The organism is Streptomyces sp. NPDC093097 (assembly GCF_044754325.1).
Taxonomy (GTDB): Bacteria; Actinomycetota; Actinomycetes; order Streptomycetales; family Streptomycetaceae; genus Streptomyces.
Map to the genome: position 1 here is coordinate 131,124 of NZ_JBIVOW010000020.1, position 26,264 is coordinate 157,387.

Here is a 26,264-nt window from a genome sequence, read left to right on the forward strand (position 1 = left end):
ATGTTCACCATGAGGATGCGCAAGACGGCTACCACGGCTGCGGTGGTGCTCGCCCTGGCGGCGACGGCGACCGCGTGCGGCGGCGAGTCCGGCACGGCGGGCGACAAGCAGGCCGGCGCCGACGTCTACAGCGGCACCTACACGGTCGCCAAGGGCGTCAGCATCGACTCGCCGGCGCTCAAGCGGGCCCAGAAGGCCGGCCACATCACCATCGGCGTCAAGGCCGACCAGCCGTTCCTCGGCTTCAAGGACCCGGCGACCAACAAGTACTCCGGCTTCGACATCGAGATCGCCAAGATGATCGCCGCCGACCTGGGCTTCTCCGAGAAGCAGATCAAGTTCGACACCATCGACTCCAACGTCCGTGAGACCACCATCTCCAAGGGCCAGGTCGACTACTACGTCGGTACGTACACCATCAACGAGGAGCGCAAGAAGCAGGTCAGCTTCGCGGGCCCGTACTACACCGCCGGCGCCGACCTCCTGGTGCGCAAGGACGACAAGGACATCACCGGGCCGGACGCTCTCAAGGGCAAGAAGGTCTGCTCGATCGCCGGCTCCACCCCGCTCCAGGAGATCAAGAAGCCGCAGTACGGCGCGGTCACCAGCGAGATGTCGAAGTACTCGGACTGCGTGAAGAACCTGCTGGACGGCTCCGTCGACGCGGTCACCACCGACGACGCGATCCTCAAGGGCTACGCCGCCCAGCGCCCCGAGAAGCTCAAGGTCGTCGGGCAGCCCTTCACCAAGGAGCCCTACGGCGTCGGCCTGAACAAGGACGACAAGGCCCTGCGCGACGCCATCACCACCGCGCTGGAGAACCACATCAAGAACGGCGACTACAAGAAGGCGTACGTCGGCACCCTCGGCAAGTCCGGGTCGCCCTACGTCGCCCCGGAGACGCCGCTGCCGCGCTACTGAGCCGGTTGCCTCACACCGGATCCGCGCCGCCCCGTACGCCCGCCGCGACGGGTGTACGGGGCGCGCTGTCTTCCCGCACCCGCACCCCCGCGGGCGGTGTCGCGCAGCTCCCCCAGCCCCCGCCGTTCCCCGCCGCCGACCCGACCGCTACCGCGGAGACCCCATGAACGTACTCCTCGATTATCTGCCCGAGTTCCGGGCCGGGTTCCTCGGAACCCTGGCGATCACCGTGTCCGCCGCGCTGCTCGCGCTGGTGCTCGGCGTGCTCATAGCCGGTTTCCGGGTCTCTCCGGTCCCGCCGCTGCGCGCCTTCGGCACGGCCTGGGTGACGGTGCTGCGCAACACGCCGCTGACGCTGCTCTTCCTGGTCGCCTTCTTCGTCGTCCCGCAGATCCTCTTCCAGGGGGCCAGCCCGTACATCCTGGCCACGTTGGCGCTCGGCTTCTACACCTCCTCGTTCGTGTGCGAGGCGGTGCGGTCCGGTATCGGCACCGTGCCGCTGGGCCAGGCGGAGGCGGCCCGCAGCCTGGGCATGACCTTCGCCCAGACACTGCGCCTGGTCGTGCTGCCGCAGGCGACCCGCACCGTGATCCCGCCGCTGAGCAGCATCATCATCGCGCTCACCAAGAACTCCGCGATCGCCGGCGCGTTCGGCTACGGCGAGCTGTTCAACGTCTCCAAGCTGCTCAACGACCGGGGCTACCCGATCGCCTGGATCTTCCTGTGGACCGCGCTCGCCTACCTCGTCATCACCTTCGCGATCAGCGGCCTGTTCCGGCTGCTGGAGCGCCGGCTGGAGGTGGCCCGGTGAGCGGACTCGACGGCCGGAACACCAGGAACGACACGACGCGGACGCCGCACACCGGCGGGGCGGGACGAAGCGAGGTAAGGGCATGAGTGGCGCGAGCGTTCTCTACGACGTGCCGGGGCCGAAGGCGAGGGCCCGCAACCGCGTCTACAGCGTCATCGGCGCGCTGGCGGTGGCGGGACTGCTGACCTTCGCGGTCCTCCGGCTGAACGCCAAGGGGCAGCTGGACCCGGCGGTCTGGCGGATCTTCAACTACGCCGGGGTGCGGACCGGCATCCGCGACGGCGTGCTGACGACCCTTGAGGTCTTCGCGGTGGCGGCGGTGCTGTCGCTGCTGCTGGGAGTGCTGCTGGCGGTGGCCCGGCTCTCGGATCACAAGCCGGTCCGCTGGCTGGCCACCGGCTTCGTCGAGCTGTTCCGCGCGGTACCGCTGCTGATCACGATCTACGCGCTGTGGGTCATCCTGCTCACCAACCGTGAGGCGCTGGGGCTCACCGGCAGCCAGCCGCAGTTCTGGGCGCTGGTCGCGGGGCTGACGGTCTACAACGGCTCGGTGCAGGCCGAGATGTTGCGGTCCGGCATCAACGCCGTGCCCAAGGGCCAGCGGGAGGCCGCCTACGCGCTCGGCATGAGCAAGACGCAGGTCATGACGACCGTGCTCATCCCGCAGGCGGTCCGGGCGATGCTGCCGACCATCATCAGCCAGCTGGTGGTGACCCTGAAGGACACCTCGCTCGGCTACATCATCACCTTCGAGGAACTCCTCTACACCGCCCGGCTGATGAGCACCAACATCATCGTCAACGGGAACGACACCTACATCCCGGTGATCATCGTCATCGGCAGCATCTACGTGACGATGTGCCTGGCGCTGTCCGCCCTGGCCCAATGGATCGAGCGGCGCGGGCGCCGGGCCCGGACCGGCATCACGGTGGCCGCGGCCGCCGAGCCGGTGGCGGCCGCCGACGCCGCGGAGACCGCGGGTCCGGCCCCGGAGGCGCCGGCGGGCACAAAGGACTGACGGGAGGTCACGGTCGCACGCCGGCCCACGACGGACCGTCCGGAGGCGGTGGCAACGGCGCCACCGCCTCCGTCACTTGACGCCGACGGCCGCAGTGGGTTGCATACGCTGTGTGATCACGCACCGGGCCCCCGCCGCCAGTTCCCGCACCCTCCCTACGCACCACCGGCCCCAGGGAGCCGCCCCGTGGAACCGGTGATCGTCGTCGGGGCCGGGCCGGTCGGTCTCGCCCTCGCCGTCGCGCTGACCCGCCACCGGGTGCCCGTCGTCGTCCTCGACGAGACCGACGGCCAGGAGACGCCCCGGCCCGCCCGCACCGTCGTGCTCCGCCCGGACACCGCGGCGTTCGCCGCCCGGCTCGGCTGCGCGGACGCCCTGGCGGACGCCGGCGCCCGCTGGTCGGCCTGGCGCACCATGCGCCGCCGCCGACTGCTGGAACGGATCGTCCTCACCACCGACGGCACCGACAGAACGGAGCGTGACGAGACCGCCTGCGCGCCCCCGGTGCACCTCCCCCAGCACGCGCTGACCCGCGCGCTGCGCGCCGCGCTGGCCGGCGAGCCCCTCGCCCAGGTCGTCACCGGCAGCCGGCTGGCCGCCGTCGAACAGGACGGGAAGGGCGTCAGCGCACAGACCCGAGGTGCCAGCGGGACCTGGTGGCGCGGGAGTTACCTGGTCGGCTGCGACGGCCCGCGGTCCACCGTCCGCAAACTGCTGGACGTCCGCTTCCCGGGCCGCACCGCCGTCGAACGGCACGCGGTGGCCACGCTGCGCACCGAACTCCCCTGGCCCGGTGAGGCGTTGCTGCACCGCTCACCGGTCCGGCACGGCGGCGGGCAGGTCAGCGAGGTCTCCGCCCGCCCGCTGCCCGGCGGGATCTGGCGGCTGGACTGGCTGCTGCCCCCGGGCCGCGATCTGGTGACCCCGGACGTGCTGGTGACCCGGATCCGCGACTCCCTGGCCGGCTGGGCGGCGGACGCCCCGGACACGGCCGGCGACGAGCCGGGCGGGCGCGGGCGCGGCGGCCTCGTCCCGCCCTACGAGCTCCTCGACACCGGCGTGCACACCGTCCACCACCGGCTGGCCCGCACCTGGCGGCAGGGCCGCGCCTTCCTCGCCGGCGACGCCGCCCACCTGCTGGGCGCGCTGGGCACCCAGGGCCTGGACGAGGGGCTGCGGGACGCCGAGAACCTCGCCTGGAAACTGGGCCTGGCCTGGCACCACGGCGCCACCGACGCCCTGTTGGACAGCTATCAGGCCGAGCGCCGGGACGCGGTCGCCGCCCGGTTGCGGGCCACGGACTCGGCGCTGCCGCTGCTGCGGGACGGCGGCGCGGTGCACTGGCGGACGGTGCTGCCGGGCACGGCGCGCGGCCGCAGCACCCTGCTGACCGACGGCCACCTGGGCCGCGGCCCGCTCGGCGCGGCCCCGAGCTATCCGCGCACCCCGTTGGCGGCACCGGCGGACCTGCCCGGCGAGGCGGCGGTCGGCACCCTCCCGGGGGCGCCGGTGGTCGATGTGCCGGTGACCGCCTCCGACGGTGCGTCGGTGGGGCTGCGCGACCGGCTCGGGCAGGGGCTGCTGCTGGTGCTGGTGGCGCCCGGCACCGGTGTCTGGGACCGGCGGCACTGGCAGTCGGCGGGGCTGATGCCCCGTCTGTCGGACGCCGTCGCCGCCCTGCCGATGCGCGCCGAGATCCTGGTCACCGAGGCGTATCCGGGCGCCGCCGCGCACACCGTGCTGGTGGTGCGGCCCGACGGCCATCTGGTGACCGCGCTGTCCGGGGTCCGCCCGGACGAACTGGCCGCCTGCGCGGAGGCGGTGCGCGGCGGGGCGTCGGCGCCGCCGCACACCGCGACGGCCGCCGAGGAGGCCGAGGTGCCCGCCGGGGAGCCCGGTGACGGCACCGTCCCCCGGCCCGGGAGCGGAGTGGACGACCGCGACGGCGCGGGCGGTTCCAACGGCCCCGCCCCCGCTGGCGGTTCCGCGACGGGCGCGGCGGTGGCGGAGCCGGTGGCCGGGCCCGTGGCGGCCTCGGCGGCAGAGCCCGAGGGCGCGCCCGGCGCCGCGCACCGCGGCGAGGACCTCGCCGGTTGACCCTCCGGGAAGCCCCGTGCTTCACTCCGGAGGTGACTGATCACGGCTCGCGATTCTGGCGGAGGGTCCATCTGGACCTGGTCCGCTACGCGGGCTGCATGTGTCGTCCGTCCTGTTGATCCCGCCCGCCGCGCGTCGTCGCGGCGGTGTTCCCCGCGCGGCAGCGCCCCGGTAGCCGGCGCCCGCGCCCCGCACGATCACTCAGGACGGTCTCCGTGCCCGATGTACAGCTCCCCGCACGCCCGCATGCCCGCCCCCACGACGGCGGTCCCGGCGCCGCCGAACTCCTCGCCTTCGCCCGCCGCACCGCCGCCGACCGCGCACTGGTCGCCTCGCTGCCGCTCGATCCGGAAGGCCGCACCTGGATCCGCCTGGACGGGCCGGGCGGCAGCGAGGGCTGGCTGATCGGCTGGCCGCCGGGCACCGGTACCGGCTGGCACGACCACGGCGGCTCGCGCGGCGCCTTCGCCGCGGCCGCCGGGGAGTTGACCGAGCAGTCCCTCGCCGCCGCGATCCCCACCGAGGGCTGGAAGACCCTGGAACTGGCCGACGGTGTCGACCGCGAGCGCCGGCTCAGCGCCGGCCGCGGCCGGGCGTTCGGCCCGCACCATGTGCACCAGGTGCTGAACCTCTCCCCCGACACCCCTGCGGTGTCGGTGCACGCCTACTACCCGCCGCTGCCGCTGATGCGGCGGTACAGCCGCAACGGACCGGTGCTGCGGCTGGAAGAGGTCGAGCGCCCGGAGGAATGGCGATGAGCGCCGTGGACGAACTGCTGGCCCGGGCCCGGAGCCGGCTGACCCGGGTGGACCCCGCACGGGCCGCGGCGCTCCAGGAGGCCGGCGGGCTGCTCGTGGACATCCGCTACGCCCTGCTGCGCGAACGGGACGGCACCATCCCCGGGGCGCTGGTCGTCGAGCGCAACGAACTGGAGTGGCGGCTCGACCCGACGGGCGCGCACCGTGCCCCCGAGGCGACCCACCACGCTCTCCCGGTCGTGGTGATCTGCAACGAGGGCTACGCCTCCAGCCTCGCGGCGGTCTCCCTGCACGACCTGGGCCTGCACCGCGCCACGGACCTGATCGGCGGCTTCCAGGCCTGGCGCGCCGCGGGCCTGCCGGTCGAGCGGTAGCAGGCAACGGCCGCCCACCGGTGCGGCGTTGAGGCGGATTCTCCGGGCGGGCGGGCCCGGTCAGCTGTCCGGGAGGTGGTGCTCCAGGAGCTCCGGGTCCTCGCCCTCCTCCTCCAGGGCCTGGCGGACGACGCGCAGGGCGAGGCCCTCCGGATAGCCCTTGCGGGCCAGCATCCCGGCGAGCCGGCGCAGCCGCTTGTCGCGGTCCAGCCCGCGGCTGGCGCGCAGCTTGCGGTCGACCAGCTCGCGGGCGGTGGCCTCCTCCTGCTCCACGTCGAGGCGGCCGACGGCCTGGTCGATCAGGGCGGAGTCCACCCCTTTGGTGCGCAGCTCCCGGGCCAGGGCCCGGCGGGCCAGGCCCCGGCCGTGGTGCCGGGACTCCACCCACGCGTCGGCGAACGCCGCGTCGTCGATCAGCCCGACGTCCTCGAACCGGGCGAGCACCTCCTCCGCGGCCTCCTCGGGGATGCCCCGCTCCCGCAGGGCGTCCGCCAACTGCCTGCGGGTGCGCGGACGCCCCGTGAGCAGGCGCAGGCAGATCGCCCGCGCCTGCTCCTCGGGCGTGCGCGGCGGTTCCGCCCCGGCCCTCGACGAGAGGGAACCACCGCTGTCCCTGGATGCGGCGCCGTCCTGCCGGGCGGCGCCCCTTTCGCCACTACGGTTCTCGGTGTCGCCGGCAGCGCTGCCGAAGCCGGCACTGTCCGGCCATTCCGTTCGCCGTGTCATGGCGCGTCAGCTCTTGGCCGCCGCGGCCTTGGAGCCCTTGGCGCTCTTGGTCGCCGGTGCGGCCTTGGCCGGGGACTCCGTCGGGCCGGCGGCGTCCGCGCCGGGCTCCGCCGCGACGTCCTCCGCCTTCACGCCGATGCCCAGCTTCTCCTTGATCTTCTTCTCGACCTCGTTGGCGAGATCGGGGTTGTCCTTGAGGAAGTTGCGGGCGTTCTCCTTGCCCTGGCCGAGCTGGTCGCCCTCGTAGGTGTACCAGGCGCCGGACTTGCGGATGAAGCCGTGCTCGACGCCCATGTCGATCAGGCCGCCCTCGCGGCTGATGCCCTGGCCGTAGAGGATGTCGAACTCGGCCTGCTTGAAGGGGGGCGCGACCTTGTTCTTGACGACCTTGCAGCGGGTGCGGTTGCCGACCGCCTCGGTGCCGTCCTTGAGGGTCTCGATCCGGCGGATGTCGATCCGGACGGAGGCGTAGAACTTCAGCGCCCGGCCACCGGTCGTGGTCTCCGGGGAGCCGAACATCACGCCGATCTTCTCGCGGAGCTGGTTGATGAAGATCGCGGTGGTCTTGGACTGGTTGAGCGCGCTGGTGATCTTCCGCAGCGCCTGGCTCATCAGTCGGGCCTGGAGGCCGACGTGGGAGTCGCCCATCTCGCCCTCGATCTCGGCCCGCGGCACCAGGGCGGCCACGGAGTCGATCACGATGAGGTCCAGGGCGCCGGAGCGGACCAGCATGTCGACGATCTCCAGCGCCTGCTCGCCGTTGTCCGGCTGGGACAGGATGAGGTTGTCGATGTCGACGCCGAGCTTCTGCGCGTACTCGGGGTCGAGGGCGTGCTCGGCGTCCACGAACGCGACCTGGCCGCCGGCCTTCTGGGCGTTCGCCACCGCGTGCAGGGTGAGGGTGGTCTTACCGGAGGACTCCGGTCCGTAGATCTCCACGACCCGGCCGCGCGGCAGGCCGCCGACGCCGAGTGCGACGTCGAGGGCGGTCGAGCCGGTCGAGATGACCTCGATGGGCTCCCTCGACCGCTCGCCCATGCGCATGACCGCGCCCTTGCCGAATTGCCGTTCAATCTGTGCGAGCGCGGCGTCCAGCGCCTTCTCGCGGTCGGTGCCTGCCATGGGTTCCACCCGGTTTGCTTGAGTCGATCGCTTCACGTCCATGACGCTAACCCCTGCCACTGACAATGCGCCCGGACCCGGCTCTGACCTGTGGATAACTCTGCGGACGGCCCGCGGGATCCGCGGGCCGGAGCCACGTTCAGGCGGCCGGAACCCCCATAAGAATGGATGTTCGATTTTGGTGTCAAGCGTGCCACTCGGCGTGCCGGCGCACCCTCGGCATCACTCCGCGCCGGTCCGCGCCCCGCTCGGCACACCGTCCCGCTCACCGGCCGGCACGGCGCCGCCGCACTCCCGGGCCGGCCCCGGTCCGGCGTCCGTACCGCCCTCCGCACCGCCGTCCGGCGCCCCGGCCCGCCCCCGCACCCGGAGGCCGATCCGCGGATCGATCGTGACGTCGTACCGCTTGATGTACGCGCCCAGGAACGCCTGGAGCGTCGCGGTCGCCGGGATCGCGATCAGTGCGCCGACCGCTCCCATCAGGGCCGTGCCCGCGACCACCGAGCCGAAGGCGACGGCGGGGTGGATGTCCACGGTCTTGGCGGTGATCCGGGGCTGGAGGAGGTAGTTCTCGAACTGCTGGTAGACCACGACGAAGCCGAAGACCCACAGCGCGTACCAGGGGTCGACGGTGAACGCGATCAGGATGGGCAGCGCCCCCGCCAGGTACGTGCCGATCGTGGGGATGAACTGCGAGATCAGGCCGACCCAGATGCCGAGCGCCGGGGCGTAGGGCACCCCCAGGATCTCCAGCAGGACGTAGTGCGCGACCCCGGAGATCAGCGCCATCAGGCCGCGGGAGTAGAGGTAACCGCCGGTCTTGGCGACCGCGATCTCCCAGGCGCGCAGCACCTCGGCCTGGCGCCGCGGCGGCAGCACCGAGCACAGCGCCCGCCGCAGCCGGGGGCCGTCGGCCGCGAAGTAGAAGGAGAACAGCGCGATCGTGAGGAGGTTGAACAGCCCGCCGAGCACCTGCGCGGAGACCGCCAGGACGTTGTTGGCGCTGTCCTGGACGTACTTCTGCAGCCAGTCGGAGTTCAGCAGGTTGTTCTGGACCTGGACCCGGGAGAGGTGGGTGTGGAAGGTGCCGTTGGTCCAGCTGATGACGGAGTCCAGGTACTGCGGGAACTCCTCGACCATGGTCGCGATCTGGCCGGCCACCATGGACCCGAGCAGTGTGACGAACCCGACCGCGCCGATGAGGATCGCGAGGAACACCAGACCGGTGGCGAGCCCGCGCCGCATACCGCGGCCGGCCATCCAGTCGACGGCCGGCTCGACGGCCAGCGCCAGGAAGAACGCGATCAGCACGTTCAGCAACAGACCGATCAGCTGGTGGAAGCCCCAGGTGGCGAGCTGGAAACAGGCCACCAGGGCGAGCGCGAGCACCATGGCGCGCGGCAGCCACCGCGGCATCCGCGCCTCGCGCCGGTCGGCGGAGCGCTCCTGCGCCGCATCGTCGGGTCTGGGGCCGTCGGAACTGCTGATCTCATCTTTCACGGGCACGCAGCCAAGTGTCGCGCACGTCGCCGACAACCCGTTTCGGCCCGCTCACCGCTTGTCCTGCGGAACCTCCATCACGGCGCAGACCACCCGCCACACGTCTTTGGCGCTCCACCCCGCCGCCAGCGCCTCGTTCACGGTGCGGCCGCCGAGCTCCGTCATCACGTGATCGCGGGCAAACGAGTCGGCGTAGGCCGCGCCGAAGTGGTCCGCCATCCGCTCCCAGAACACCGTCAACCGCATGATTCCCGCCTCGCACCCACGTCGACCTGCACGTTTCCCGGCTTCCCGCCACCGCGCGCATGCGCCCGGGAGACGTCCAAAGCCCAGCTCCTTCATACCGTCGGCGCCGCACGGAAAGCCAGCGAAGACCGGCACGGGCCGGCGGCCCGGGGCGTCGCAATGCACGGGACCGACGCCTCCCGCCCGGGCCTCCTCCACCCCCGCCACCTGCGGCACACCCCGGGTGGCCGGTCCCAACCACCCTCTGACACTTGCTAGATTGCGCAATCAAGCAGTCAAATGTGAAACCGGCTCGGCGCAACCGTCGTCTTCCTGGCCGGAACCACCCTCTCCTGCCCGCGCGCAGGATGCTCCCGCGACCGCCACGCCGGTCCGGCCGTCCGAAGGATGCGAATGACAGGTCAGCGCACCGAAGCCCCGAACGGGTACGACGACCTGGCGCGGGACCCGGCACAGGCGTCACGCCGGGTGCCGGGCCCCCGACGCCGGGGAGGCCGGCGACCGGCCGCCGACGGCGCCGGGCCGGCCCCCGGACGGGCCGGGTCGCGCTCACGGGCGGGCGGCGGACGCCGGGCGGTACGGGCCGCCCTGGTGGCGCTGGTGGTGGCGGCCGCGGGCGCCGCGGTGGAAACGGCACTGGCCGGGCGACCGGGCTGGGGGTTCGCGGTCGCCGCGGCGCTCGGCGCGGCGCTGGCGGCGCGGACCTGCACCCGGGCGGGCGCCATGTGGCTGATATCCGCGCCGCCACTGGCGGCGGCGGCGATCACCGTGGTGTGCGAGCAGGTGGCGGGTACCGCGACCGTCCAGGGCAAGGGCCTGACGACGGCGGCGGTGCGGTGGGCCGTGGACGGTTTCCCGGCCATGGCGGCGGCCGAGGCGGTGCTGATCGTGGTACTGACGGTCCGGGGCGTACGGGCCGGCCGGCGCGGCGGCCGGAAGCGGAGCGGGAGGAACAGCGGTGCATGACGAGCGGAGCCCACAGGGGCGCGGTCCGTACGGAGCGGACCCGGACGGGCGGGACGGGCGGGACGGCCGGGAGCCCGGCGGCAAGGGCGGCCGGGCCGCGCGCCGCCGCCCGGTGAACGGGCGCGGCGGTCGGCGGCGCTCCCCCCTGGTCGTCGTGGGACGGACCGCGCTGGCCCTCTCCTCGGCCATGGTCCTCCTGGCCAGCGGGGTGTCCTGGGCGGCGTACAACTGGGTGAGCAGCGGGCTGAACACCTCCGACGCGCTCAACGCGATCGGCGGCAAGAACGCGCCCAAGCACCTGGACAACTCCGTCAACCTGCTGCTGATCGGCCTGGATTCGCGCAAGGACATGAACGGCAACGACCTGCCGCGGGAGTTCGTCCAGAAGCAACTGCACGCCGGTTCCAGCGACATCGGCTACTACAACACCAACACCCTGATCCTGATGCACATTCCGGCGGACGGCGGGAAGGTCACCGCGTTCTCCATCCCGCGCGACGACTACGTGCAGACGTTCAACGGGGACGGCACCTCCCAGGGGCACTTCAAGGTCAAGGAGGCGTACGGCAACGCCTACACGGTCGCCCACGACAAGTTCTCCGCCCAGGGGATCAAGGGCGCCGACCTGGAGAGCCGGAGCCGGGAAGCCGGCCGGGAGGCGACGCTGGCCACCGTGCAGAACTTCCTCCAGGTGCCGATCGACCACTTCGCCGAGGTCAACCTGCTGGGCTTCTACGACATCGCCAAGGTGCTCCAGCCGATCGAGGTCTGCCTCAAGCACCCGGTGAAGGACCGCTACTCGGGTGCCGACTTCCCGGCGGGCCATCAGCAGCTCGACCCCAAGCAGGCGCTCGCCTTCGTCCGGCAGCGGCACGGCCTGGAGGGCGGTGACCTGGACCGGACCCACCGGCAGCAGGCGTTCATCTCCTCGGTGACCCACAAGCTCAAGAACGACGGCGTCTTCGGCGACCTGGGCAAGCTCCAGGGGCTGTTCGACGTGGTGAAGAAGGACCTGGTCATCGACAGCAAGTTCGACGTCCTGGACTTCGCGCAGCAGGCCACCAACCTGACCGGCGGGAACGTGGTGTTCCACACCCTGCCCATCGCCGGTTTCGCCACCCGCAACCGGGAGTCCGTCAACCTCGTCGACGAGGCCAAGATCCGGTCCCTCGTGCAGTCGCTGATCGGTGAGAAGTCCGGGTCCTCGGGCGGCTCGGGCGGGTCGGGCCGCGGCGCGCCGTCGCCGTCCACGAAGGCCGCCCCGGCGACCGTGGACGTCCTCAACGGCGCGGGGACGACGAAGCCGGGGGCCGCGGCCGTCGAGCTCAAGGCACTGACCGACCTCGGTTACACCGCGGGCCGCGCGGGCAACACCGGGGCTCGGCAGCAGACCACCGTCCTCTACGGGGCCGGTGCCCAGGAGGCCGCCCAGCAGATCGCCGACCGCCTGCACACCGGCGGGGCGGTCTCCTCGTCCTCGGTGCCCGCCGGGCGCGTCCAGGTCCTCCTCGGTGCCGACTTCACCGCCCCGCCCGCCGGCGAGGCGAGCACCCCGCAGGGCAAGCCCTCGGAGTCGCCCGCCTCGGACGACTCGTCCTCGTCCGCGCCGTCCGACAACGCCTTCGCCGGCGACTCCGTCAAGGAGGGCGGCATCCCCTGCGTCAACTGACGCCCGCGGGGCCGCCGGCGGAACCGGCGGCCCCGCACGCCCCGTCCGTTATCCGGGGCACCGCCCGCACCGGCGGCCGTACGGGCCGGGCGCGCGCCGCCTAAACTGGGCCTTCCGGGGCCAGGAACGGGGAGAGCCGCAGTGGTGAAGAGCGTCGAGAGCGCGGGCAAGGGGACGGGCGCGATGACCGACCCGCCCGCCGAGGTGCTGGCCGAGGCGGCCGGGGTGTTCGGGCTGCTGGCCTCGCCTCCCCGGCTGCACATCGTCTGGGCGCTGGCCCAGGGCGAGAGCGACGTCAGCGGACTGGCCGAGCGGGTGGGCGGAGCGCTGCCCGCCGTCAGCCAGCACCTGTCCAAGCTCAAACTGGCCGGCCTGGTCCGCTCCCGCCGCGAGGGCCGACGGGTGGTCTACTTCGTCGACGACCCCGAGACCGTCGCGGTGATGCGCACCCTCGTCCTCCAACGCGCCGCCCGCAGCGCACACCCGGCACCGTCCCGGCTCCGCCGGCTGGGCGGCACCGGCGCCTGACCGGAGCTCCGGCGGCCCGTCAGGTCGCGTCGGCGTCGAACGGCGGGCGCTCCCCCGAGGGGCCGTCGGCCGCGGGCCGCTTCCGGAGGTCGACCGGGGCACGGGGCTCCTGAGGGGCCGCCGGCTCCGAGGCCGGGTCCAGTGCGGACCGGATCTCGTCGATGCCGTCGCGGAGTTCCCCGATCCCCAGGTCGTCGTTGTCCAGCAGCCGTTTGCGGACGAAGGTCCGCGGGTGCAGGTCCTCGAACTCGAAATCCTTGAATTCCGGGCCGAGTTCGGCGCGCACCTCCTCTTTCGCCTGCTCGGAGAAGTCCCGTACCTTGCGCAGGAACGCGGTGGTGTTCCTGATGAACTCGGGCAGTTTGTCCGGCCCGAAGAGCAGCGCGGCGAGCACCACGATGACCAGGAGATCGGGGGTACTCATACCGAAGAACATCCCGCCACTCCCTATGGGTCGCCGGTGCGCCGCCCTGTGTCCGCGGGCACGTCCGCAGACATTTTAGATATTGCGCAATCATGGAACCATGTGGGGGCGCGCCGCGTTGTCCAGGACGACGGCACAGACAGACTTCAGGACAACTGGAGGGTTTTTCATGGGTGTGACCCTGTCCAAGGGCGGCAACGTCTCGCTCAGCAAGGAGGCCCCGGGCCTCAGCACGGTGACCATCGGCCTGGGATGGGCCGTGCGCACCACCACCGGTGCCGACTACGACCTGGACGCCTCCGCCCTGATGTGCGCGCAGTCCGGAAAGGTCGTCTCCGACCAGCACTTCGTCTTCTTCAACAACCTCACCAGCCCCGACGGCTCCGTGGTCCACTCCGGCGACAACCTCACCGGCGGCAGCCACGGCGACGACGAGCAGATCCAGATCGACCTGACCGCGGTCCCGCCCCAGGTCGCCAAGGTCGTCTTCCCGGTCTCCATCTACGAGGCGGAGGAGCGCGGCCAGAGCTTCGGCCAGGTCCGCGACGCCTTCATCCGGGTGGTCAACCAGGCCGACGGCCGGGAGATCGCCCGCTACGACCTCACCGAGGACGCCTCCACCGAGACCGCCATGGTCTTCGGCGAGGTCTACCGGCACGGCGCGGAGTGGAAGTTCCGCGCCATCGGCCAGGGATACGCCTCCGGACTGCGCGGTATCGCCCAGGACTTCGGGGTCAACGTCGGCTGAGCGGCGCGGCGGCCGACGGGCCGGGCGGGGCGCCCGTCCGGCACCGGGACGGCGCGTGCCAGAGGGAGCGGAGCATGGCTGAATCCCGGGTGCGGTGGCGGTGGCTGGTGCTGCCGGGCGCCGCCCTGGCCCTGTGGGCCGTGGCGCACACGGGCCATACCCCGGCTCCGGATGCCGCGGCGCGTCCGTCCGCCACCCCGGACGCGGCCCCGTCCGCGTCGTCCGGTGGCGGCCCCACGACCGCGCGGCCCGACGGGGCGTACGAGCCGGCCGACTGCGCCGCCGCGGTGCGCAGGTACGCGGCGGCGGCCGGCGTCCACCCGCGGTTGCTCATGGCGATCCTCTACAACGAGGCGTACAAACCGCACGATCCGGCGCTGGAGCGGGCCTGGCAGCACTACAAGCCCGATGCCGCGTTCGGGGTCGCCAACATGCACCGGGCCACCTTCGACGAGGTCAAGCGGGGCCGGGACTTCGCCTCCCGCACATGGGAGGAACTGCCCGACGACCGGAACCTCGCCGTCGAGGCGGCCGCCTGGTACCTCCACGACCTGGACCGCCGACTGCCCGCGCGGTGGCCCGCCGGGCACTCGCGCGACGAGCTGCTGGCGCTGGGCTACAACGCCGGAGGCGGCAACATGCTCGCCTTCGCCCGCGGCGCCACGCTCGGCAGCCAGGCCCGGTCCTACCTGGACCGGCTGCACGAGAACTGGCCGGCGGCCGGGCGGGCCGTCGCCCGGTGACGCACCGCCACCCGGCCCTCGAACGGCGCCAGGATGGCGTCAGGACGCGGTGGCGGCGCCGTCCTGACAGCATTTCAGCCGCATACTTCAGACATTGCGCAATGCAGGGAACCTTGCCGTTTTCCGTGGCGTTGTAGCCGACGAACGCCGGAAGCCGGGAACGTTTTGGAGGAAAGCTCATGGGCGTGGCCCTGACCAAGGGCGGCAACGTGTCGCTCAGCAAACAGGCCCCGGGTCTGACCGCCGTGCGGGTGGGGCTGGGCTGGCAGGTGGCAGGAGCCGCGGGGGCCGGCCACGACCTGGACGCCAGCGCGCTGCTGTGCGGCGAGTCCGGCACGGTCCTCTCCGACCAGCACTTCGTCTTCTTCAACAACCTCACCAGCCCCGACGGCTCCGTGCGGCACTCCGGCAATCGCCCCACCGGCGAGGACAACGAGCAGATCGAGGTGGATCTCGCCGCGGTCCCGCCCGAGGTCGCCAAGATCGTCTTCCCGGTCTCGCTCTACGAGGCCGAGCAGCGCGGCCAGAACTTCGGCCAGCTGAGCCGCGCCCACATCCGCGTGGTCGACCAGACCGGCGGCACCGAGCTGGCCCGCTTCGACCTCTCCGGCCAGGCCGCCACCGAGACCGCCATGGTCTTCGGCGAGCTGTACCGCCACGGCACGGACTGGAAGTTCCGCGCGATCGGCCAGGGTTACGCCTCCGGGCTCGCCGGGATCGCGCAGGACTACGGCGTCGACGTGCTGCGCCCGGAGCCGGCCCCCGCGGCCGCCCCGGCCCCGTCCGCACCGCCCGCGCCGTCCACCCCCACAGCACCCACCGGCCCCTCCACCCCACCGGCCTCACCGACGCCCACGGCGACGGCGCTGGCCACGGCAACCGCCGCCGGGGTCGAGCCGACCGCACCGGGTTATTCCCCCACCTCACCGCAATCGACGGGAAGTTCCGACATGACCTGCTTCTTCGACCCCAGCCACGGCCCCGGGATGACGCCCGTGACGTGGTCCCCGCAGTGGGGGGTGCCGCGCCAGGTCCAGACCTGCGGCGGCTGCGCGCAGCGGGTGCAGACCACCACCCCGCCCTTCTACACCCCGGCCCAGGGCGGCTACCCGCAGGCGGCCCAGCAGGGCTACCCGCAGCAGGCGCAGGGCGGTTACCCCCAGCAGGGCTACCCGCAGCAGCCGGAGCAGCAGGGCGGCGGCCGGCGCTTCGGCACCGGCGCGCTGATCGGCGCCGGCGCCGCGGGCCTGGTCGGCGGTGCGCTGCTGAACGAGGCGTTCAGCGACGACGAGCCCGAGGTGGTCGTCAACAACTACTACGAGGGCGAGGACTTCTGACCGTCCGCCGCGCGGGCTGACCCCGCGCGGTACGCCGCGCCGGCGCCCGGTCGGCCCCGTCGCGGGGCGGCCGGGCGCCGGCGCGCTCGGGCTCACGCGGGCGCGCTCCGCACGACGCCGCCCCCGCATCCGGCAGCGCCGACGGCCCGCCGCGAACTCGCAGGCCCCGTCCACCCGTTGGCGGCTCCCCCCGCTCCCCGGGGCGGAGGCGTCAACCGGATGCCTCCAAGATCCCGCCCTGGGAGGGCAGCGGGCCCCGAGCCCGTGCCGGCGCCGGGTTTGGCCCCTACGGTCAGGCCATGGCCGAAAACGTAAGCCCCCCAGCGACCCCTCTGGCGCGTGCCGAGCGCTTCGTCTGGCTGACCGCCCGGGTACTGGAGCAGCGGCTCTTCGCGTACCACTTCCTCGACGGCGGCGCGGACCCCGTCGAGACCGCGCTCACCGCGTACCGCAACGACGACGACGGCTACGGCCACGCCCTGGAACCCGATCTGCGCGGCCCGGTCAGCCAACCGCTGCACACCGCGCACGCGCTGAAGGTCCTGGACCACATCGGACGCTGCGACGGCCGCCGGGTGGAGCGGATCTGCCGCTATCTGACCCGGATCTCGACACCGGAGGGGGCACTGCCCGCGGTGCACCCCTCGTTGCGCGGCTATCCGGCCGCACCCTGGATCCCGGTGGTGGACGCCCCGCCGAGCTCGCTGCTGGCGACCGGCCCGGTGGTGGGGCGGCTGCACCGCAACCAGGTGTGGCACGCCTGGCTGTTCCGGGCCACCGACTACTGCTGGGCGACCGTGGAGTCCCTGGAGGAGACCCACCCCTACGAGGCCATCGCGGCGGTGGCGTTCCTGGACGGCGCCCCGGACCGGCCGCGGGCGGCCGCCGCGGCGCAGCGGCTGGGCCGCCTGGTGCGGGAGCAGGGCCTGGTCGTGCTGGATCCGGCGCGCGCGGCCGAGGCCCCGGTACCGCCGGGATACGCCCCCCAGGAGCACCACTTCGCCTACGACTTCGCCGCCGCGCCCGGGTCGCTGGCCCGCGGCTGGTTCACCGACCAGGAGATGGACCGGGCCCTGGGGCACCTCACCGCGCTCCAGGGGGAGGACGGCGGCTGGCCCGTCACCTGGCGGCTCTGGGCGCCCGGTACGGAGGTGGAGAGCCGCCCGATGGTGACGCTGGAGGCGCTGCGCACGCTCCGGGCCTACGGGCGGCCGCTGCGCTGAGGGGCCGGGCCGCCCGCCGGACCCGCGGCGCGGTCAGCCGCCCAGGGCCCGCACCCCCGCGGTGACGGCCACCGCGACCGCCACGATCAGCAGGAACGGGGCACGCAGCAGCAGCGCGACGACCGCGGCGGCGACCCCGGCGGCCTTGGCGTCGAGCAGCAGATGCCGGCCGTCGCCGAAGGTCTGCTGGGCGGTGAGCGCGGCCAGCAGCGCCACCGGGAGCAGCGCGGCCAGCCGTCTGACCAGGGGCCGCTCCAGGATGCCGGCAGGCGCCGACAAGCCGAGGAGCTTGACCAGGTAGCAGCCGACGGCGGTGGCGCCGATCGCGATCCAGACGGTCATGCCCGGTCCTCCCCGGTGGTGCAGTGGTCCTCACCGGCCCGCTCCTGCGGGGCCGGCGGCGCGAGAGGCATCCCCTCCGGGGCGCGTGTTCGCCGCCACGCCCCCTGGACGGCGAGGACGGCGGGCGCGGCGAGCGCCGCGAGCAGCACCGGCACACCGGCGGGCAGGACCGGCAGCGTCACCATGAGCAGCAGGACGGCGAGGCCGGCCGTGCACCGCTCCACGGCCGACCGCAGCATCGGCGCGAGCAGCGCCACGAAGACCGCGGGGCCGGCCGCGTCCAGCCCCCAGGCGGCGGTGTCGCCGAGCGCCCGGGCGCCCAGGGCCCCGCCGAGGGTGGTGAGGTTCCACAGGACGTACAGCGACAGTCCGGTGACGGTGAAGCCCAACCGGGCGCTGCGGCGGCCGGGTTGGGCCAGGGTGACGGCGGTGGTCTCGTCGATCACACAGTGGGCGGCCAACGGGCGGAGCGCGCCCCGGTAGCCGAGGACGGCGGAGAGCCGCAGCCCGTAGAAGGCGTTGCGGACACCGAGGAAGAACGCCCCGGCCGCGGCGGTGAACGGGTTGCCGCCCGCGGCGAGCGCGCCCACCAGGGCGAACTGCGAAGCGCCGGTGAAGACCAGGAGGCTCAGGGCACAGCTCTGCCAGACGCTGAGCCCGGCGCCGGCGGAGGTGACGCCGAAGGCGAAGCCGGAGAGCCCGACGGCGACGCCGACGCCCAGCGCGTCCCTGATGACGGCCGCGTCGGGCCGCTCCGGTGGGGACGACGGCCCGTGGTGCGCCCCGTCGTGCGCACCGGTGACCGGACGCCCCCGGGTGCGGGCCGGGGCGGGGGATATCCCGGTCGGTCCTGAGTCTGCCGCCTGCGAGCGGTCTGCCTGTTCTGCCACCCGCCGGACCCTAGGAGGCCGCCCGCCCCGCGGTCTTGTACGTTCTTGCGCCCCGGCCGGGCTACCGTGCCCCGCCGCCGCGGGCCCGGTCCCCCGCGGTCCGCCGGCTCGCGCCGTCCGCCGCGGCGCGCTCCCGGCGGTACGCGCCCGGCGGCACCCCGACGATCCGGGTGAAGTGCCGGTTCAGATGCGGCTGATCGGTGAACCCGACCGCCAGAGCCGTCTCGGCCGGCGGGGTGCCGGCCTCCAGCAGCCGGCGGGCGCGCCGCACCCGGGCGTCGGTGAGCCAGGTGTGCGGCGGCATGCCGTAGGCCGCCCGGAAGGCCCGCAGCAGCGCGAACGGACTGGTCCCCAGCTCGCCGGCGAGCTCCTCCAGGGTGGGCGGCGCCGCCATCCGCTCCTCCAGGGCGGCACGGGCGAGGGCGGCGGTACGGGCGCCCGCCGTATGGGGCGCCCGGGACGGCAGCGGGCCCCCGTGGCTGCGCAGCAACCGGGCCACGGCGACCCGCAGCAGGCTGTCGGCGGCCAGCGCGTTGCCCGCCTCGGCGGCCCGGTGGATGCCGGCGATCAGCCGGCCGACGGCGGGCTCGTCGGCGACGGTCCGGACGAAGCCGACGGTGCCCCGCAGCCCGGTGGTCTCCCGGGCGATCCCGGTGACCAGCTCCGCCGACGGGTAGAGCGTGGCGTAGGTCCAGCCCTCGGGAGCGCCGGCCCGTGCGGAGTGCGGCACCTCGGGGTTGATCATCACGATGCCGCCGCGCCCGGCCCGGACGACGCCGTTCCGCAGCCCGACCGCCTCGATCCCGGAGGTGACCGCGCAGAGCACATAGCCGTCGTGGGCGTGGCGGGGAAAGGCGTGGCGCACATAGCGGGCACGCAGCAGGTCCAGGCCGGGCAGGTCGGGGCAGTGCCAGTGGCGCGCCCACTCGCCGCGGGCCCGCGGCGCGGTCTGCGCCCCACCCTCACTGATCATGACCATGGCTGCATTGTGCGTCCGCCGGGGGCCGGAAGGCGGGGCGTTTCGCACCGTGGACGGGCGGCGGGCCGGCCCGCGGCGGCGGCCGCGGACCGGATTGTCAGTGGTCCGGTGCACGATGGGGAGCATGACCCAGGCAGCGCTCGCATCGTTCTCACCCGCGACCCGCGGCTGGTTCGCCGGGGCGTTCGACGCGCCCACCGCCGCGCAGGAGGGCGCCTGGCGGGCCATCGGCGAGGGCTCCGACGTCCTGGTGGTGGCGCCGACGGGCTCCGGCAAGACGCTGGCCGCGTTCCTGGCGTCGCTGGACGCGCTGGCGAGCGCCCCGCCGCCCGCCGAGCCGAAGAAGCGCTGCCGGGTGCTGTACGTCTCGCCGCTGAAGGCCCTCGCCGTCGACGTGGAGCGGAATCTGCGCAGCCCGCTGACCGGCATCCGGCAGGAGTCGATCCGCCGGGGGCTGCCGGAGCCGGACGTCCAGGTCGGCATCCGCTCCGGTGACACCCCGGCCGCCGAGCGCCGCGCGCTGGCCACCCGCCCGCCGGACATCTTGATCACCACCCCCGAGTCGCTGTTCCTGATGCTGACGTCCGCGGCCCGGGAGGCACTGGCCGGCGTCGAGACGGTCATCCTGGACGAGGTGCACGCGGTCGCCGGCACCAAGCGCGGCGCCCACCTGGCGCTGTCCCTGGAGCGGCTGGACGAGCTCCTGGATCGCCCGGCACGCCGCATCGGGCTGTCCGCGACGGTCCGCCCGGTGGAGGAGGTGGCCCGCTATCTGTCGCCGCGGCGCCGGGTCGAGATCGTCCAGCCGCCGTCGGGCAAGCGGTTCGACCTCTCGGTGGTCGTGCCGGTCGAGGACATGGGCGAGTTGGGCGGCGCGCCCGTCCAGGAGGGCGAGACCGGCGAGAAGCCGTCCATCTGGCCGCAGGTCGAGGAGAAGATCGCCGATCTCGTCCAGGCCCACCGCTCCACGATCGTCTTCGCCAACTCCCGCCGCCTCGCGGAGCGGCTGTGCAACCGCCTCAACGAGATCGCCTACGAGCGCACGGTCGGGGAGCCGCTGCCCGAGCACCACTCCCCCGCCGAGCTGATGGCCGAGTCCGGCGCCGCCAAGGGCGCACCGCCGCTGCTGGCCCGCGCCCACCACGGCTCGGTCTCCAAGGAGCAGCGCGCCCTGGTGGAGGAGGACCTCAAGGCCGGGCGGCTGCCGGCCGTGGTCGCCACGTCCAGTCTGGAGCTGGGCATCGACATGGGCGCGGTCGATCTGGTCGTCCAGGTGGAGTCGCCGCCGTCGGTGGCCTCCGGCCTCCAGCGGGTGGGCCGGGCCGGCCACCAGGTCGGCGCGGTGTCCAAGGGCATCGTCTTCCCCAAGTACCGCGGCGATCTGGTGCAGGCGGCGGTGGTCACCGAGCGGATGCGGTCCGGCGCCATCGAGGCGCTGCGGGTGCCGGCCAATCCGCTGGACGTACTGGCCCAGCAGGTGGTCGCGATGGCCGCGATGGACACCTGGGACGTCCAGGAGCTGCTGGCCGTGGTCCGCCGGGCGGCCCCCTTCGCCGCGCTCCCGGAGTCCGCGTTCACCGCCGTGCTGGACATGCTCGCCGGCCGCTATCCGTCCGACGCCTTCGCCGAGCTGCGCCCGCGCCTGGTGTGGGACCGCGTCGCGCAGACCGTCACCGGCCGCCCCGGTGCCCAGCGGCTGGCCGTCACCTCCGGCGGCACGATCCCCGACCGCGGCCTGTTCGGCGTCTTCCTGGCCGGCGAGAGCTCCGGCAAGGGCGGTGGGCGCCGGGTGGGCGAGCTGGACGAGGAGATGGTCTACGAGTCCCGCGTCGGCGACGTCTTCACGCTCGGCACGACATCCTGGCGGATCGAGGACATCACCCGCGACCGGGTCCTGGTCACCCCCGCCCCCGGGGTGCCCGGCCGGCTGCCGTTCTGGAAGGGCGACCAACTCGGCCGCCCGCTCGAACTGGGCCGTGCGCTGGGCGCGTTCCTCCGGGAGATCGGCTCGCTGCCCCCAGAGGACGCCACGGCCCGCCTCTCCGCCGCCGGGCTGGACGACTGGGCGGTCGCCAACGTCCTGGGCTATCTCACCGAGCAGCGCCAGTCCTGCGGCCACGTCCCGGACGACCGCACCATCGTCGTCGAGCGCTTCCGGGACGAGCTGGGCGACTGGCGGGTCGTCATCCACTCCCCCTTCGGCGCGCAGGTGCACGCCCCCTGGGCGCTGGCCCTGGGCGCCCGGCTCACCGAGCGCTACGGCCTGGACGCCCAGGTGATGCACGCCGACGACGGCATCGTGCTGCGGCTGCCGGACGCCGACCTGATGGGCCTGGATCTCCTCGACGACGGCGACGGCTTCGGCACCGCAGACGGCGCCGCGTTCGACCCCGAGCAGTCCCCGGTGGGCGCCGCCGACGTGGTGTTCGACCACGGCGACGTCGACCAGCTCGTCACCGACCAGGTCGGCGGCTCCGCGCTGTTCGCCTCCCGCTTCCGGGAGTGCGCGGCGCGCGCCCTGCTGCTGCCGCGCCGCAGCCCCGGCAAGCGCACCCCGCTGTGGCAGCAGCGTCAGCGCGCCGCCCAACTCCTCCAGGTGGCCAGCGAGTTCGGGTCGTTCCCGATCGTGCTGGAGGCGGTCCGCGAATGCCTCCAGGACGTCTTCGACGTCCCGGGCCTGACGGAGCTGATGGGCGACATCGAGGCGCGCCGGGTCCGCCTGGTGGAGGTCACCACCCCCGAGCCGTCCCCGTTCGCCCGCTCGCTGCTCTTCGGCTATGTCGCCCAGTTCCTCTACGAGGGCGACTCCCCGCTGGCCGAGCGCCGCGCCGCCGCACTGTCCCTGGATTCCCGGCTGCTGGCCGAGCTGCTGGGCCGGGCCGAGCTGCGCGAGCTGCTGGACGCCGAGGTGCTGGCGGAGCTGGAGCGCGAGCTCCAGTGGCGTACCGACGACCGCCGCGCCAAGGACGTCGAGGGCGTCGCCGACCTGCTGCGGCTGCTGGGGCCGCTGACCGACGCCGAGTTGGCCGAGCGCGGCGCGGAGCCGGCCTGGCCCATGGAGCTGGCCGCGGCCCGGCGCGCCATCCGGGTGCGGATCGCCGGCGCCGAGCACTGGGCCGCCGTCGAGGACGCCGGCCGGCTCCGGGACGCCCTGGGCACCGCGCTCCCGGTGGGCGTCCCCGAGTCGTTCACCGAGCCGGTCAAGGACCCGCTGGGCGATCTGCTCTCCCGTTTCGCCCGCACCCACGGCCCGTTCACGTCCGAGCAGGCGGCGGCCCGTTTCGGCCTGGGCACCGCCGTCACCGACGGCGCACTGCACCGCCTGGCCGCCACCGGCCGCCTGGTCCAGGGCGAGTTCCGCCCACCCGTCGCCCACCCCGCCCCTTCCCTGGAAGCGCAAAGCGCTGCCCCCCTCCACGGCATCGGCCAGGAATGGTGCGACGCCCAGGTGCTCCGCCGGCTGCGCCGCCGCTCGCTGGCCGCGCTGCGCGAGGAGTTGGAGCCGGTGCCGCCCGCCGCGCTGGCCGCCTTCCTCCCCCAGTGGCAGCACGTCGGCGCCCCCCGCCCGGCCCCCGCCTCCGGGGCGCCCGCACCGCCCACCTCGTCCGGACTGCGCGGCATCGACGGCCTGGTCCGCGCCGTCGAGCAGCTCCAGGGGGCGCCGGTGCCGGCCTCCGCCCTGGAGAAGCTGATCCTGCCGTCCCGGGTCAGCGGCTACACCCCCGCCCTGCTGGACGAACTCACCGCCACCGGCGAGGTGTTGTGGGCCGGAGCCGGCGCACTGCCCGGCAAGGACGGCTGGCTCTCCCTCCATCTCGCCGACACCGCGCCCCTGTTGCTCCCGCCCCCGCTGCCCCTGGAGCTGTCCGCGCTCCACGAGTCGGTGCTCACCGCCCTCGCCCCCGGTTACGGCCTGTTCTTCCGCCAGATCGCCGACCAGGTCCGCGCCACCACGCACCCCGACGCCACCGATCCGCAACTGGCCGACGCCCTGTGGGACCTGGCCTGGTCCGGGCGGCTCACCAACGACACCCTCGCCCCGCTGCGCGCCCTGCTCGGCTCGGGCCGCACGGCGGGCTCCACGGCCCATCGCGCCCGCCGCGCCGTCCCCCGCGGCCGCTACGGCTCGCTGACCGCGGCCGCGCGCCCCACCGCCTCCCGCTCCGGCCCGCCGACGGTCGGCGGCCGCTGGTCCCTGCTGCCCGCCCCCGAGCCGGATCCCACCCACCGCGCCCACGCCCTGGCCCGCACCCTCCTCGACCGGCACGGCATCGTCACCCGCGGCGCGGTCGCCGCCGAAGGGGTCGCCGGCGGCTTCTCCGCCGCGTACCGCGTCCTGTCCGCCTTCGAGGAATCCGGGCAGGCCCGCCGCGGCTATGTCGTCGAGGGCCTGGGCGCGGCCCAGTTCGCGATGGACGGCGCGGTCGACCGGCTGCGGGCGATCAGCACCCAGCGGGAGCGTGGCACCGACGCCCCGTTCCCGGACGGCGGCCCGGGGCAGCCCCGCCGCGGCGGCGGGCCGCGCGCCTTGGTCCTCGCCGCCGCCGACCCGGCCAACGCCTACGGCTCCGCCCTGCCCTGGCCGGAGCCGCCCGAGGGAGCCACCCACAAGCCGGGCCGCAAGGCCGGCTCCCTGGTCGTCCTGGTCGACGGCGAGCTGGCGCTCTATCTGGAGCGCGGCGGCAAGACCCTGCTGATGTGGCCGCTGAGCACCGACCCGGCCGAGGCCGCCAGCGACCCCCGCCTGCGCTCCGCCGTCGACGCCCTCACCGAAGCGGCCCGCGCCGGCGCCGTCGGCACCCTCACCACCGAGCGCATCAACGGCACCGCCGCCCTCACCTCCCCCTACGGCCCGGTTCTGGAGGCCGCGGGCTTCCACCCGACACCCCGGGGGCTGCGCCTGCGCGGCTGATCCCCCGGCGAGCGGCACCGGCCCGGAGGCGGGCCGCCGCGCCCGCCGCCCGGCGGTGCATGATGGCCCCATGCCCGAAGGCGACACCGTCTGGCAGCTGGCGCACCGCCTCCACCACGCGCTGGCCGGCAGCCCGCTGACCCGCTGCGACCTGCGCGTCCCCCGCCTCGCGACGGTGGACCTGACCGGCCGTGAGGTGCTGGCGGTGGTGCCCCGCGGCAAGCATCTGCTCACCCGCTTCGAAGGCGGCCTCACCCTCCACTCCCCTCTGCGGATGGACGGCACCTGGAAGCTCTACGCCCCGACCGAACGCTGGCGCGGCGGCCCCGCCCACCAGATCCGGGCGGTCCTGGGCACCGCCGCGCACACCGCCGTCGGCTACCGCCTCCCGGTCCTGGAACTGCTGCGCACCGCCGACGAGTCCCGGGTGGTCGGCCACCTCGGCCCCGACCCGCTCGGCCCGGACTGGGACCCGGCCGAGGCGCTGCGCCGGCTGCTCGCCGTCCCCGACCGCCCGCTCGGCGAGGCGCTGCTCGATCAGCGGAACCTCGCCGGCATCGGCAATGTCTACAAGTCCGAGCTGTGCTTCCTGCTCGGCGCCTCCCCCTGGCTCCCGGTCGACCGCCTCACCACCCCCGAGCGCGCCCCGGCCCTCGCCAGAAAGCTCCTGGAGGCCAACAGGCACCGCCCGACCCGGGTCACGACCTCCAGCGCCCGCAGCGACCGCAGGCTGTGGGTCTACGGCCGCGCCGGCCGCCCCTGCCTGCGCTGCGGCACGCCCGTCCGGACAGCCGACCAGGGCCCCACCGCCGAGGAACGCGTCACCTACTGGTGCCCCACCTGCCAGCCGTCCCCACCGCCCGCCGAACCACCGACCCCGCCCACGCGCTGACGCCCCGCTTCCCCCCGTCACTCCCGCCCGCCCGAACACCGCCGCCACCACGCCTCGGCCCACCGCCCCGCCCTGGTCCCCCGGCACGCTCGCCACACCCCGGAGACCCGCGCCTCGACGGCCGCCACCGCACCGCCGCACTCCGCCCCCTCCGGCACCTCGCGCCGCCCGGCCCACGGAACGCAGTGCACCGGCAGCAGGCTCAGCCCCCAGCCGCCCGCCGCGACCACCGCCTCCACCGGCCCCGCCGTCCCCGGCCACAGGGTCAGCCGGCACACCGCCCACCACCACAGCGCCCCGACGAGCGCCGCGGATATCCCTCGCACCGGCACGGTTCTCGCCCGCCTCGCCATGCCTGCCTCCTCGGGCCGACGCTAGACCGGGCCCGCCGCCCCGCGGCAGGGGCGCACCGGCGCACGCCCAGCGCGCAAGGCACACCCCACAGAACCCGGGTGACGGACCCCGGTCAGCGACCGGTCACCGGTCCGCAGAAAACGGTCCGCGGACACCGCGAGGCGATCAGTGGGCCTCGGCCTGGAACATCCAGTGTTCCTTCTCCAGGTCGGCGGTGAGACCGATGAGGATGTCCTGGCTGACCGGGTCCGGCTCGTCGGTGGCGGCGATCCGCTCCCGCATCCGTCCGATGACCGCGGCGAGCGCGTCCACCATCGTCCGGACGACGTCCCCGTCCTTGACCCAGCCGTCCGGGGCCTCGCGGATACCGCTGGTCTTGGCGACCGTCCCGGAGCGGCCGTCCGGCGTGACCCCGATCGCCGAGGCCCGCTCGGCCACCGTGTCGGCGTGCTGCCGCGCGACGGCGACGACCTCGTCGAGCTGGAGATGGACGGAGCGGAAGCGCGGACCGACGACGTTCCAGTGCACCTGCTTGGCGATCAGCGAGAGGTCCACCAAGTCGACCAGGGCGCCCTGGAGGGCGTTGCCGACGACGGAACGGGCTTCATCGGACAGCGGGCTCGTAACCACAGACATGCAGATACTCCCTCTCAGGCGCATTCCAGAACTTTCGGGCAATTACTA

At 74.1% G+C, this 26,264-nt stretch carries 25 protein-coding genes and 1 pseudogene; 16 read left to right on the plus strand and 10 right to left on the minus strand.

Features of this window, described 5'->3' with window-relative positions; genetic code table 11:
- Nucleotides 1–9: 9 nt before the first annotated feature.
- From ACIQE0_RS29230 to ACIQE0_RS29260, 7 genes are all read left to right on the plus strand, one after another.
- A complete protein-coding gene (locus tag ACIQE0_RS29230) occupies nt 10–921 on the plus strand; it encodes a glutamate ABC transporter substrate-binding protein (protein WP_402337821.1) in 912 nt (303 codons plus the stop codon).
- A 163-nt stretch (nt 922–1,084) separates the two neighbouring features.
- A complete protein-coding gene (locus tag ACIQE0_RS29235) occupies nt 1,085–1,732 on the plus strand; it encodes an amino acid ABC transporter permease (RefSeq protein WP_384100042.1) in 648 nt (215 codons plus the stop codon).
- Between the two features lie 82 nt (nt 1,733–1,814).
- Nucleotides 1,815–2,750: an amino acid ABC transporter permease gene (locus ACIQE0_RS29240; RefSeq protein WP_402337825.1), complete on the plus strand. Its 936-nt coding sequence runs from the start codon at nt 1,815–1,817 to the stop codon at nt 2,748–2,750.
- 186 nt (nt 2,751–2,936) lie between these two features.
- Nucleotides 2,937–4,847, plus strand: coding sequence for an FAD-dependent monooxygenase (locus ACIQE0_RS29245; protein ID WP_402337828.1), 1,911 nt, complete (start codon nt 2,937–2,939; stop codon nt 4,845–4,847).
- A 32-nt stretch (nt 4,848–4,879) separates the two neighbouring features.
- Nucleotides 4,880–4,966 carry a putative leader peptide gene (locus tag ACIQE0_RS29250; RefSeq protein ID WP_342456959.1) on the plus strand — a complete coding sequence of 29 codons (87 nt, stop codon included), beginning with the start codon at nt 4,880–4,882 and terminating at the stop codon, nt 4,964–4,966.
- Between the two features lie 96 nt (nt 4,967–5,062).
- Nucleotides 5,063–5,605 carry a cysteine dioxygenase gene (locus tag ACIQE0_RS29255; RefSeq protein WP_402337831.1) on the plus strand — a complete coding sequence of 181 codons (543 nt, stop codon included), beginning with the start codon at nt 5,063–5,065 and terminating at the stop codon, nt 5,603–5,605.
- Nucleotides 5,602–5,979, plus strand: a complete 378-nt coding sequence (locus tag ACIQE0_RS29260) for a rhodanese-like domain-containing protein (protein WP_366331682.1) — start codon at nt 5,602–5,604, stop codon at nt 5,977–5,979. The genes ACIQE0_RS29255 and ACIQE0_RS29260 overlap by 4 nt, the downstream gene beginning before the upstream one ends.
- Nucleotides 5,980–6,039: 60 nt before the next feature.
- On the opposite strand, the gene recX is transcribed toward ACIQE0_RS29260, so the two are convergent.
- From recX to ACIQE0_RS29280, 4 genes are all read right to left on the minus strand, one after another.
- Entirely contained in the window at nt 6,040–6,705 is a 666-nt protein-coding gene (gene recX, locus ACIQE0_RS29265; protein ID WP_366331683.1) for a recombination regulator RecX, read from the minus strand.
- Between the two features lie 6 nt (nt 6,706–6,711).
- Entirely contained in the window at nt 6,712–7,827 is a 1,116-nt protein-coding gene (recA, locus tag ACIQE0_RS29270; RefSeq protein WP_366331684.1) for a recombinase RecA, read from the minus strand.
- A 222-nt stretch (nt 7,828–8,049) separates the two neighbouring features.
- On the minus strand, nt 8,050–9,333 hold the full coding sequence (locus ACIQE0_RS29275; protein ID WP_402337836.1) for an AI-2E family transporter: 1,284 nt from the start codon (nt 9,331–9,333) through the stop codon (nt 8,050–8,052).
- A gap of 45 nt (nt 9,334–9,378) precedes the next feature.
- The gene (locus ACIQE0_RS29280) at nt 9,379–9,573 is read right to left on the minus strand and encodes a DUF3046 domain-containing protein (RefSeq protein ID WP_366331685.1); all 195 of its coding nucleotides are present in this window, start codon (nt 9,571–9,573) and stop codon (nt 9,379–9,381) included.
- Nucleotides 9,574–9,966: 393 nt separating this feature from the next.
- Here ACIQE0_RS29280 and ACIQE0_RS29285 point away from each other — a divergent pair, with 393 nt between their 5' ends.
- The 3 genes from ACIQE0_RS29285 to ACIQE0_RS29295 all read left to right on the plus strand — a co-directional run bounded on the left by ACIQE0_RS29285 (nt 9,967) and on the right by ACIQE0_RS29295 (nt 12,736).
- Nucleotides 9,967–10,539: a DUF6542 domain-containing protein gene (locus ACIQE0_RS29285; protein WP_402337839.1), complete on the plus strand. Its 573-nt coding sequence runs from the start codon at nt 9,967–9,969 to the stop codon at nt 10,537–10,539.
- Nucleotides 10,532–12,208 carry an LCP family protein gene (locus ACIQE0_RS29290; protein WP_366331687.1) on the plus strand — a complete coding sequence of 559 codons (1,677 nt, stop codon included), beginning with the start codon at nt 10,532–10,534 and terminating at the stop codon, nt 12,206–12,208. Before ACIQE0_RS29285 ends, ACIQE0_RS29290 begins: the two co-directional genes overlap by 8 nt.
- 183 nt (nt 12,209–12,391) lie before the next feature.
- Nucleotides 12,392–12,736 (plus strand): metalloregulator ArsR/SmtB family transcription factor, encoded by a 345-nt coding sequence (locus tag ACIQE0_RS29295; protein ID WP_366331717.1) that lies wholly within the window; start codon nt 12,392–12,394, stop codon nt 12,734–12,736.
- Between the two features lie 19 nt (nt 12,737–12,755).
- Here the strand turns inward: ACIQE0_RS29295 and ACIQE0_RS29300 are convergent, their stop codons facing one another.
- Nucleotides 12,756–13,172: a sec-independent translocase gene (locus ACIQE0_RS29300; protein WP_402337843.1), complete on the minus strand. Its 417-nt coding sequence runs from the start codon at nt 13,170–13,172 to the stop codon at nt 12,756–12,758.
- 157 nt (nt 13,173–13,329) lie between these two features.
- Between ACIQE0_RS29300 and ACIQE0_RS29305 the strand changes: the two genes are divergently transcribed.
- From ACIQE0_RS29305 to ACIQE0_RS29320, 4 genes and pseudogenes are all read left to right on the plus strand, one after another.
- Nucleotides 13,330–13,908: a TerD family protein gene (locus tag ACIQE0_RS29305; protein ID WP_402337846.1), complete on the plus strand. Its 579-nt coding sequence runs from the start codon at nt 13,330–13,332 to the stop codon at nt 13,906–13,908.
- Between the two features lie 74 nt (nt 13,909–13,982).
- Nucleotides 13,983–14,651: a lytic transglycosylase domain-containing protein gene (locus tag ACIQE0_RS29310; protein ID WP_402337849.1), complete on the plus strand. Its 669-nt coding sequence runs from the start codon at nt 13,983–13,985 to the stop codon at nt 14,649–14,651.
- Between the two features lie 179 nt (nt 14,652–14,830).
- Nucleotides 14,831–15,394: pseudogene (locus ACIQE0_RS29315) on the plus strand (TerD family protein); the annotation flags it as partial.
- An 893-nt stretch (nt 15,395–16,287) separates the two neighbouring features.
- Nucleotides 16,288–17,211, plus strand: a complete 924-nt coding sequence (locus tag ACIQE0_RS29320) for a hypothetical protein (protein WP_402337852.1) — start codon at nt 16,288–16,290, stop codon at nt 17,209–17,211.
- 33 nt (nt 17,212–17,244) lie between these two features.
- Here the strand turns inward: ACIQE0_RS29320 and ACIQE0_RS29325 are convergent, their stop codons facing one another.
- The 3 genes from ACIQE0_RS29325 to ACIQE0_RS29335 all read right to left on the minus strand — a co-directional run bounded on the left by ACIQE0_RS29325 (nt 17,245) and on the right by ACIQE0_RS29335 (nt 19,422).
- On the minus strand, nt 17,245–17,553 hold the full coding sequence (locus tag ACIQE0_RS29325; RefSeq protein WP_366331692.1) for an AzlD domain-containing protein: 309 nt from the start codon (nt 17,551–17,553) through the stop codon (nt 17,245–17,247).
- On the minus strand, nt 17,550–18,443 hold the full coding sequence (locus ACIQE0_RS29330; RefSeq protein WP_402337856.1) for an AzlC family ABC transporter permease: 894 nt from the start codon (nt 18,441–18,443) through the stop codon (nt 17,550–17,552). The genes ACIQE0_RS29325 and ACIQE0_RS29330 overlap by 4 nt, the downstream gene beginning before the upstream one ends.
- Nucleotides 18,444–18,504: 61 nt before the next feature.
- Nucleotides 18,505–19,422 carry an AraC family transcriptional regulator gene (locus ACIQE0_RS29335; RefSeq protein ID WP_366331693.1) on the minus strand — a complete coding sequence of 306 codons (918 nt, stop codon included), beginning with the start codon at nt 19,420–19,422 and terminating at the stop codon, nt 18,505–18,507.
- A 124-nt stretch (nt 19,423–19,546) separates the two neighbouring features.
- On the opposite strand from ACIQE0_RS29335, the gene ACIQE0_RS29340 reads away from it, so the two are divergent.
- Nucleotides 19,547–24,334: an ATP-dependent helicase gene (locus ACIQE0_RS29340; protein ID WP_402337859.1), complete on the plus strand. Its 4,788-nt coding sequence runs from the start codon at nt 19,547–19,549 to the stop codon at nt 24,332–24,334.
- A 70-nt stretch (nt 24,335–24,404) separates the two neighbouring features.
- Complete coding sequence (locus tag ACIQE0_RS29345; RefSeq protein WP_402337862.1) at nt 24,405–25,226, plus strand: Fpg/Nei family DNA glycosylase; 822 nt, start codon at nt 24,405–24,407, stop codon at nt 25,224–25,226.
- Between the two features lie 17 nt (nt 25,227–25,243).
- Here the strand turns inward: ACIQE0_RS29345 and ACIQE0_RS29350 are convergent, their stop codons facing one another.
- Nucleotides 25,244–25,579, minus strand: coding sequence for a hypothetical protein (locus ACIQE0_RS29350; protein WP_366331696.1), 336 nt, complete (start codon nt 25,577–25,579; stop codon nt 25,244–25,246).
- A 166-nt stretch (nt 25,580–25,745) separates the two neighbouring features.
- A complete protein-coding gene (locus ACIQE0_RS29355; protein ID WP_402337865.1) occupies nt 25,746–26,216 on the minus strand; it encodes a Dps family protein in 471 nt (156 codons plus the stop codon).
- Between the last annotated feature and the right edge of the window lie 48 nt (nt 26,217–26,264).

What these genes read in the sequence shown, in the direction of transcription:
- ACIQE0_RS29240 (WP_402337825.1), top strand. Translation starts at nt 1,815, where the DNA reads ATGAGTGGCGCGAGCGTTCTCTACGACGTGCCGGGGCCGAAGGCGAGG.
- ACIQE0_RS29340 (WP_402337859.1), top strand. Translation starts at nt 19,547, where the DNA reads ATGACCCAGGCAGCGCTCGCATCGTTCTCACCCGCGACCCGCGGCTGG.
- ACIQE0_RS29260 (WP_366331682.1), top strand. Translation starts at nt 5,602, where the DNA reads ATGAGCGCCGTGGACGAACTGCTGGCCCGGGCCCGGAGCCGGCTGACC.
- ACIQE0_RS29350 (WP_366331696.1), bottom strand. Translation starts at nt 25,579, where the DNA reads ATGGCGAGGCGGGCGAGAACCGTGCCGGTGCGAGGGATATCCGCGGCG.
- ACIQE0_RS29320 (WP_402337852.1), top strand. Translation starts at nt 16,288, where the DNA reads ATGGCCGAAAACGTAAGCCCCCCAGCGACCCCTCTGGCGCGTGCCGAG.
- ACIQE0_RS29355 (WP_402337865.1), bottom strand. Translation starts at nt 26,216, where the DNA reads ATGTCTGTGGTTACGAGCCCGCTGTCCGATGAAGCCCGTTCCGTCGTC.
- ACIQE0_RS29310 (WP_402337849.1), top strand. Translation starts at nt 13,983, where the DNA reads ATGGCTGAATCCCGGGTGCGGTGGCGGTGGCTGGTGCTGCCGGGCGCC.
- ACIQE0_RS29235 (WP_384100042.1), top strand. Translation starts at nt 1,085, where the DNA reads ATGAACGTACTCCTCGATTATCTGCCCGAGTTCCGGGCCGGGTTCCTC.
- ACIQE0_RS29295 (WP_366331717.1), top strand. Translation starts at nt 12,392, where the DNA reads ATGACCGACCCGCCCGCCGAGGTGCTGGCCGAGGCGGCCGGGGTGTTC.
- recA (WP_366331684.1), bottom strand. Translation starts at nt 7,827, where the DNA reads ATGGCAGGCACCGACCGCGAGAAGGCGCTGGACGCCGCGCTCGCACAG.
- ACIQE0_RS29335 (WP_366331693.1), bottom strand. Translation starts at nt 19,422, where the DNA reads ATGGTCATGATCAGTGAGGGTGGGGCGCAGACCGCGCCGCGGGCCCGC.
- recX (WP_366331683.1), bottom strand. Translation starts at nt 6,705, where the DNA reads ATGACACGGCGAACGGAATGGCCGGACAGTGCCGGCTTCGGCAGCGCT.
- ACIQE0_RS29325 (WP_366331692.1), bottom strand. Translation starts at nt 17,553, where the DNA reads ATGACCGTCTGGATCGCGATCGGCGCCACCGCCGTCGGCTGCTACCTG.
- ACIQE0_RS29280 (WP_366331685.1), bottom strand. Translation starts at nt 9,573, where the DNA reads ATGCGGTTGACGGTGTTCTGGGAGCGGATGGCGGACCACTTCGGCGCG.
- ACIQE0_RS29300 (WP_402337843.1), bottom strand. Translation starts at nt 13,172, where the DNA reads ATGTTCTTCGGTATGAGTACCCCCGATCTCCTGGTCATCGTGGTGCTC.
- ACIQE0_RS29285 (WP_402337839.1), top strand. Translation starts at nt 9,967, where the DNA reads ATGACAGGTCAGCGCACCGAAGCCCCGAACGGGTACGACGACCTGGCG.
- ACIQE0_RS29230 (WP_402337821.1), top strand. Translation starts at nt 10, where the DNA reads ATGAGGATGCGCAAGACGGCTACCACGGCTGCGGTGGTGCTCGCCCTG.
- ACIQE0_RS29305 (WP_402337846.1), top strand. Translation starts at nt 13,330, where the DNA reads ATGGGTGTGACCCTGTCCAAGGGCGGCAACGTCTCGCTCAGCAAGGAG.
- ACIQE0_RS29345 (WP_402337862.1), top strand. Translation starts at nt 24,405, where the DNA reads ATGCCCGAAGGCGACACCGTCTGGCAGCTGGCGCACCGCCTCCACCAC.